The organism is Streptomyces sp. NPDC043867 (genome assembly GCF_056435845.1).
On record NZ_JBWKDS010000003.1, the window covers coordinates 332597 to 339606 of the forward strand.

At 63.7% G+C, this 7010-nt stretch carries 4 protein-coding genes and 1 pseudogene; all 5 read left to right on the top strand.

From position 1 onward, the window contains the following. Positions 1–22: 22 nt before the first annotated feature. The 5 genes and pseudogenes from AC069T_RS05035 (at position 23) to AC069T_RS05055 (ending at position 6973) form a co-directional block, all read left to right on the top strand. Complete coding sequence (locus AC069T_RS05035) at positions 23–1549, top strand: WXG100-like domain-containing protein (RefSeq protein WP_478781400.1); 1527 nt, start codon at positions 23–25, stop codon at positions 1547–1549. 41 nt (positions 1550–1590) lie between these two features. Beyond that, positions 1591–2145 (top strand): SUKH-4 family immunity protein, encoded by a 555-nt coding sequence (locus AC069T_RS05040; RefSeq protein ID WP_478781384.1) that lies wholly within the window; start codon positions 1591–1593, stop codon positions 2143–2145. 526 nt (positions 2146–2671) lie between these two features. Further along, positions 2672–2800 carry a hypothetical protein gene (locus AC069T_RS05045; RefSeq protein WP_478781385.1) on the top strand — a complete coding sequence of 43 codons (129 nt, stop codon included), beginning with the start codon at positions 2672–2674 and terminating at the stop codon, positions 2798–2800. Positions 2801–2955: 155 nt separating this feature from the next. Beyond that, positions 2956–3420 (top strand): annotated as a pseudogene (locus tag AC069T_RS05050) (3'-5' exonuclease); the annotation flags it as partial. A gap of 1534 nt (positions 3421–4954) precedes the next feature. Continuing rightward, positions 4955–6973 (top strand): hypothetical protein, encoded by a 2019-nt coding sequence (locus AC069T_RS05055; RefSeq protein ID WP_478781386.1) that lies wholly within the window; start codon positions 4955–4957, stop codon positions 6971–6973. Positions 6974–7010 lie beyond the last annotated feature (37 nt).

Genomic DNA, 7010 nt, shown 5'->3' on the forward strand with positions numbered 1-7010 from the left:
GGCGGTTGCTGTCGCACGGGGGATGGGATGCGTGGGTAAGAAGCTGCCGGACGAGCTGGTTGAAGTCCTCGATCTCGTCGGGGTCAAATGGCCCAACATCGATGAAGACGAAGTTCGCGACTGCGCCAAGGACTACCGACACCTTGCCGAAGGCCTGCGCGACGTCATCACCGAAGGCAACAAGGCCTGCTCCCATATCGTCGCCGGCCGAAGCAAGGGCATGACCGTCACGGCGATCGACCGCCGCTGGGGCAAGCTCACCACCAAAGACCTCTCCACCTTCATCAAGGCCCTCGACGACCTGGCCGGCGCCCTCGACGACTGCGCCGGCTTCATCGAAGGCTGCAAAATAGCCTGTATAGCCGAGCTGTCAGCAACAGCCGCCGCCGCGACCGCGGGTGTCATCGGCATGTTCTTCACCGTCGGCCTCAGCGGCCTCCTCAGCGCCGCTGCGATCGCCGCCTGCCGCATCGCGCTCCACGAGGCCATCGACTACGCCATCGGAGAGATCACCTCCATCGTCACCGACAAGATCGAGGCGAAGATCCTCGGCGAGATCGAGGACCTGTTCACCGACCAACTCGACGCCCACGACGACAACGACCTCTCGCACTACGCCGTCGGAAGCGCCGACATGGCGCAGGACCTGGTCATCGAGTTCGACGATTTCGAAAAAGCCTCCGGCGGCTACGACGAAACCAAACGGAACTTTGACAAAAAGAAGAACGACCATAAGACGGGCGGCGCCAAAAGGCGCAGCTCCGTCAAAAAGGACAGCCGCTTCCACAAGCTCGCCGCCGTCATGGACAAGGCCGAGGACGCCGTCGAGAAAAAGACCGACGAGACCATCCACGTCCTCGAGGACCACGGCGGCAAGATCGACACCAGTAAAAAAGATCACAAGAAGAACGACGAGAAGACCAAGCACGACATCGACAGCTGCAAAGACGTCCGCACCTACCTGCTCAGCGCCGACGGCACCGTCGAACGCCTAGACGCCGACGGTAAACTCCACCACCTCGACAGCACCGACAAAGCACGCCTCGACGGCATCCTCGACAACGGCAAAGCCTGGCGCCCCCAGACCCGGCGCGACCAAGCCGACACCTCCGTCCCCAACACCCACGCCGGCAAAGTCCACTCCACCAAAGTCGACCCCTACACCGACGAGCTCGGACAAGCAACCCAACTCGCCCGCTACGCCCGTGACGACTACAGCGGAAACAACTACGCCGCAGGCCGCTACATCGATCCGGACGGCAGAGGTGAGAGTGTCCTCGTCGGCTACAGCGAGAAGAGCATGCACTCCGAACGCTCCATCGGCTATCCCATCCTGCACAATGGAAAACAATCAGGCCTCAAGGAGGTCTTCACCGAACGAGAGCCCTGCCAGCTCAAGCCCAGCTGTGACAGATGGCTCGACCTGCACTTCAAAGACGCCAAGACGGTCCACCACACCAACGACTACGACCAGGCCATCCCACGCCACCGCCGGGACACCGAACACCAGCAGTACATGGAAGAACTACGCAAAGCGCACGGCCGCTAACATCTTTCCACGCCCCTGCCAGCGACACAAAGGTCCCCCGCATGAGCTTCGCTGTCACGCCGGACGAACTCCTGAACACCTTCGGCCTGTCCGGCGTCGTGTACTTCCCACGCTACGAGTCACCCGACAATCAACTCGAGCCGCGCACCGCGGACTTCCTCAGTAGTGTCGGACTCCCGGACAACGACTACTTCAAGTCCAGAGCCAGCGTCGGACAGGAAGAGTCAATCAGGCTGGCCGAGTGGTTCAAACCTGACGACGGACCCTTGCCCTCGGAGTGCCGCTCGTGGCTCGTCCTTGCCTACTTCGCAGCGTCCGTCATTGCCCTCGACCCGGCCAGCGGCAAGGTGTACGCGTTCGGCGAGGGGGACCCCCCTGAGTCGTACACGCAGCTTCACCGAGACGTGGAATCCCTCGTCTACGCGCTGCACCTGTTCAAGAAGTTCGATGACCGTGAGCGTGACGACGAGGGCGACACCGAGGTGCAGGTCGAGCAGCTTCGTGCTCGCATTGAAGCCTTCGATCCGCTGCCCTTCGAGAGCGAGCAGTCCCAATGGGCCCTCATCTTCGACGAGGTCATCGAAGGGATTTGGTGACCCGAGAGCCCGCGCAGCCCATCGGAAGCCCTCACAGATGTAAGCGCCGACGGCGATTCTCGCCAGCAGTCGCTTGCCGGCTACGTGGGGCGGGCGGAACTTGCCCGCCTTGTGCACGACATGCTCTTCCCTCCAGTCCCCGTCCTGCACTGGGATCCGGAAGGAGACCTGGCCTACGACGTACCAGCATCGTCGACGGTCGACGCCACCACATCTCTGCGCTCGGGTAACTCCCTGACGCCGAAGGGGGTCGGCAAAGCAGCCCCGTTGCCCACTCGAGTCCCGCAGTCCGGACTCGCGGGCGGCGCAGTGGTGCTCTGCTCACGCGCGGTTGGGAGCTCAACGATCCTGCTCCTGGTCGAGGGGTAGACGAGGGCAAGGCAATCGGGCAGTGGATGCATTCCACGGCCGCCCCGCCTTCACCCGCGCGGGGGGAGCTTCTCCTGCCGCGGGTACGTGACCATGGGGCCAATGGGCCGCCGGCCTGAGCGAAGATGCCGAGCTCGATGAGTTGGCCTTCGCTCCGATGGAGCACGCCACCGAGCGGCTGGCTCCTTGGACTCTGGAGGAGGCTCATGACCTGCTCCGCCTGCTGGCCATGGTCGCCGTGAGGGGGAAGGCCTGCGTCTGCGGAGGCTGGCCGGCTGGCCCGTGAGATCGCCGCCCGGATCCCGTTGGAGGGCTGAAACTTTCCACTCCTACCGGTGCCCCGTCCGCACCGGCGACGGCAGCCACCAGAAGAGCTCATCGCTGTCCCGGTTATGCCGCCAGGAGACCAAAGCGCGCGATGCCACGAGCTGGTCGAGTAGCTCGGGAGGAGGGGACAGTCTCCGTGCGCTGGCCCTCGCTGCCGGCGATCTCAAAGCAGGCCGCCGCACCCACCACCCCGAACTGGTTCTCTTTCCCACTTGGGCCGCTCTGCAGGACTATGCCGCCCACGACGCGGCAGGACGCGACCTGCAGCCCCTGGTCAACCTGGTCGATTCCCACGGTACCGATGCCATCCTTGCCGCCGTTGCACAGCTCACCCCCGAGCCGCACGCGCAGATCACCGTCTCGACCGCCCACAAGGCAAAGGGCCGCGAATGGCCCTGCGTCCTCATCGCAGACGACTTCACACGCCCCAAGAACCATCTGGACGACGGGCAGACAGACACCTCGCCGCTTCCCGATCCCATCGACGACGCTGAGGCGAGACTGGCCTACGTGGCCGTCACCCGAACTCGTCAACGACTCCACTTGGGAGGCCTGTCCTGGATCCACGACCATCAGTGATTCTTTGGTCTGTACTGGCAGTTGAAGCCTCTGGCATTATCGCGACATGCTCATGATCGCCGCCACGTCCGGCTCCAGCTCGTCCCCTTCGATATGGGGACTCCTCTTTCTAGCCGCAGTCGGCACGGTAGCGACCGCCCAGGGCGTGCGCTGGACGTTCAACCTCAGCGGCGCTGTCGACGCTCAGCTCGCCCGGCGGTCGGAGCTGCGCGCAGCGCTTGGGCAGCCTTGGAGCCCTCGATGCAGACGCCGTTGGCCCGGCCTTCTACAAGATTTGTGGGATTGCTCTGATGGTGTCGGGTCCCATCCTGTTCGCCATCAGCGTACTGTTCATGATCTTCTGGACGTGAAGGCCTGGGCAGCGCTGGAATACGAGGTCGCATGGGAGGGCTTCAGGGAGCGTTCGAAATATGACCCACCTACTCGGGTGCACCCTGACAACCAGTGTTGCAATTCGGCGTCACTAGTTAGGCACCGACCTCGAACCTACGAAGGTGATGCAGGAGCCGAGGGGACACTGTATGTGCCGTCTCCCCGATATGTCCCGCGGAACATCAGGCCCTTGAACGAGGGCTGGACTTCGGTGTCGGACTTGAGGGAGACGGCCCGCTCGGAGACCGATCCGGCAACGACGCTCACCATCCACCCCTTCCTCTCCAGTCCCCGAGCTTCATTGACTTCAGTCGGCAGATGCCTGGTCTGGCGTCAGCCTCGACCCTTCAGGCCGGCAACAACCTTGGCGACCGCTTCCGGATCTGGCCTCGTGCTGGCCCGCACAACGGCACCGACCTCGCAGGGAACCAAGCATGTCCTTCGCTGCGATGAAGCGTGGAGGCTCAAAGTTCCCAGCCTCCACCCCAGCCCGAATGTCATCCTCTACCTCGTTCCGGGCGGCTCGATCCGTCGCCGCGGTGGTCCGCTCTTGCCCTCAGACTGCGTACGCGCATCGAGTTCCTCGCCGCCGCATGCAGCGGTACGGCCATAACGACGCCCCCCCCGCACTCCACATTCCTCTGCCCACCCCCTATCGATCACAGATGTGGGCGCCAAGTCTTATGCAGGACCACCATGAGATCACCGGCCGAGGGTCTGGCTGGCGGTAGCACCCTGAGGCTGGGGCACGCCACCCGACACGCGCACTGGGGTGGATGCTCGATTACTACCAGCAGAAGGCTGCGGGAGAAACCCCGCTTCATGGACACATTGGATGGGCAGAGAGTTGGCGCTCGTTGGAGCCTGACTGCACGCCCGCCAGGACGACAGCAGAAATCGCGGCGGTGGAGACGCCGCTTGACAGCGAGCTGTGACCGTTATCACCCCACGTTGCGGGAACCTTTCCACGACGCCGCTGTTCACGGCAGGTTCACATCAGATACGTTCCATCTTCACTGATCATCTTCTGCGGTGGATGACCCGCGCTGAGGAGTGCGGCACCCGAAAAGACGACGGTGGCTTCGAGTTGGATAGCGAGCATGCCCCAGTGTCGGGCGGCCGCATGGGGTGGGAGTATTGAGTGGCTGCTCGGCGTGCGCGTGTGATGCGCTATGTCTCGACGGGTGTGGCCGGCGCGGTGCTTGCGGGCTTGCTGTCGACGTTGTCGATGGTCTCTCCGCAACAAGCCGGAGCGGCGAACGACTCGACCCCAGTAGTGCCATCTCAATCGCTGGGCTCCGTCCCGCCACTGCAGGCGGAAGAAGTTGGCAAGCCGCTCCCGGCGCCGGATTGGCCGCGGAACGCTGAAGCCAGCATCGACCTGTCTAATGCGGTGCCCGGAACACCAGGTGCGGTCAGCCCGTCGCCTACGGCGAGCAGTGAGACTCAAACGCAGGTCGGCGACGTAGTTGAGGTCACGCCGCTGCCCGCCGCAGACCCATTCGAGCCCCAACTCAGCAACATGCAACAAGTGGACGAGGATTCCGCTTCGCCTACCGCAAGCAGCACGGACAGCTCTGAGCCGTCCACGAGCCCTGAGCCCCGACCACTGGTTCCCTCGCCCTCGGCGAGCGCGACGGGCGGCCCAACCGACACCTCAAGGCCTTCGGTATCGCCGGATCAGGTTGACGTACGAGTCCTGGACCGCGAAGCGGTCGCGCCCGCCGGTGGGATCGGCATGGGCCTGCAGGTGACCCGCACCGACGGCGTCGACGAGCCTGGCCAGGTCCGCGTCGACATCGACTACTCGGGCTTCAAGTATGCCTACGGCGGCGACTTCGCCTCCCGGTTGCAGCTGGTCAAGCTGCCTGCCTGCGCCTTGCAGACCCCGGATGCCGATGAATGCGCCGAGAGGGAGGTCGTCTCCGCGGACAACGACACTGCCACGGGCACGCTGACTGCGACAGTGATCGCCGAGCCGGACACGCAGGGTGTTACGACACAGTTGGGCAGCAGTAGCGGCGGGAGCGTGTATGCGCTCGCCACCGGTTCGTCCTCGGACAAGGGCGATTACCGCGCCTCCACCATGTCGTCTACCGGCTCGTGGAGTGTGTCGCCCGGTTCTGGTGCGTTCGCTTACAACGTGCCGATCCGGCTGCCGTCACCGCCGATGGGCTCCGCGCCCTCCCTGGCGATGTCGTACAACTCGCAGTCGGTGGACGGGCGCACCTCGGCATCCAACAACCAGGCTTCATGGGTCGGCATGGGGTGGGATCTAAGCGTCGGTTTCATCGAGCGCCGGTACCGCAACTGCACCCAGGACGGCCTAAAGACGATCGGTGACCTGTGCTGGGACTCCCCGAACAGCACTAAGGAGCCCTCCGGCGCCGTCTATGTCATCAACCTCAATGGTGTCAGCTCCCAGCTCATTCAGGACAACACCGGCTCCGGCTCATATCACGTCAAGGACGATCCGGGCTGGCGGGTGCAGCGTCTGTTCGGCGGCCATGGCGCAGGCCGCGACGGCGAGTATTGGGTCATCTCCTCTCAGGACGGGCACCGCTACTATTTCGGCTGGGGACGATCCGAACGCACCACCACCGCTACTGCTTCCGTTTTCACCGTGCCCGTGGTCGGCAACGACGCGGGCGAGCCGTGCCACGATCAATTCCCCGAACCGTGCACCCAGGCCTGGCGCTGGAACCTCGACCGTGTCGTTGACGCCAATGAGGTCGAGTCGATGTACTTCTACGACAAGGAGTACAACCACTACCGGTCCGTCGCCAATACGGACAAGGCCCGCTCGTACGTCTCCTCCGGTTATGTGAAGGAGATCCAGTACGGCTGGGCCTCCCAGGTCGCCAGCAGCACGGCGCCGGCAAAGGTCGAGCTGTCCCACGTCAATCGGTGCATCGAGCGGATGACGCAGGACGACCCTCTGCGTGAAACCCCTGCCGAGTGCCCCACGTTCAAGGACAAACCGACTTCCTATCCTGATGTGCCGATCGACCTGATGTGTGACGGCACCTCGGGGGACTACAACTGCGCAGGTAAGACGTACTATCCGACCTTTTTCTCCACCGACATGCTCTGGGACATCAAGACCTACTACTGCAACGGTGCTTGTTCTGATTGCTGGGCAGTTTTCAGGGGCTGTGTCCGCGTCGTTTGTAGTGGCTGATGCGGGCTTGGTGCTGGCGTCGTCGTCGCCAGTGTGA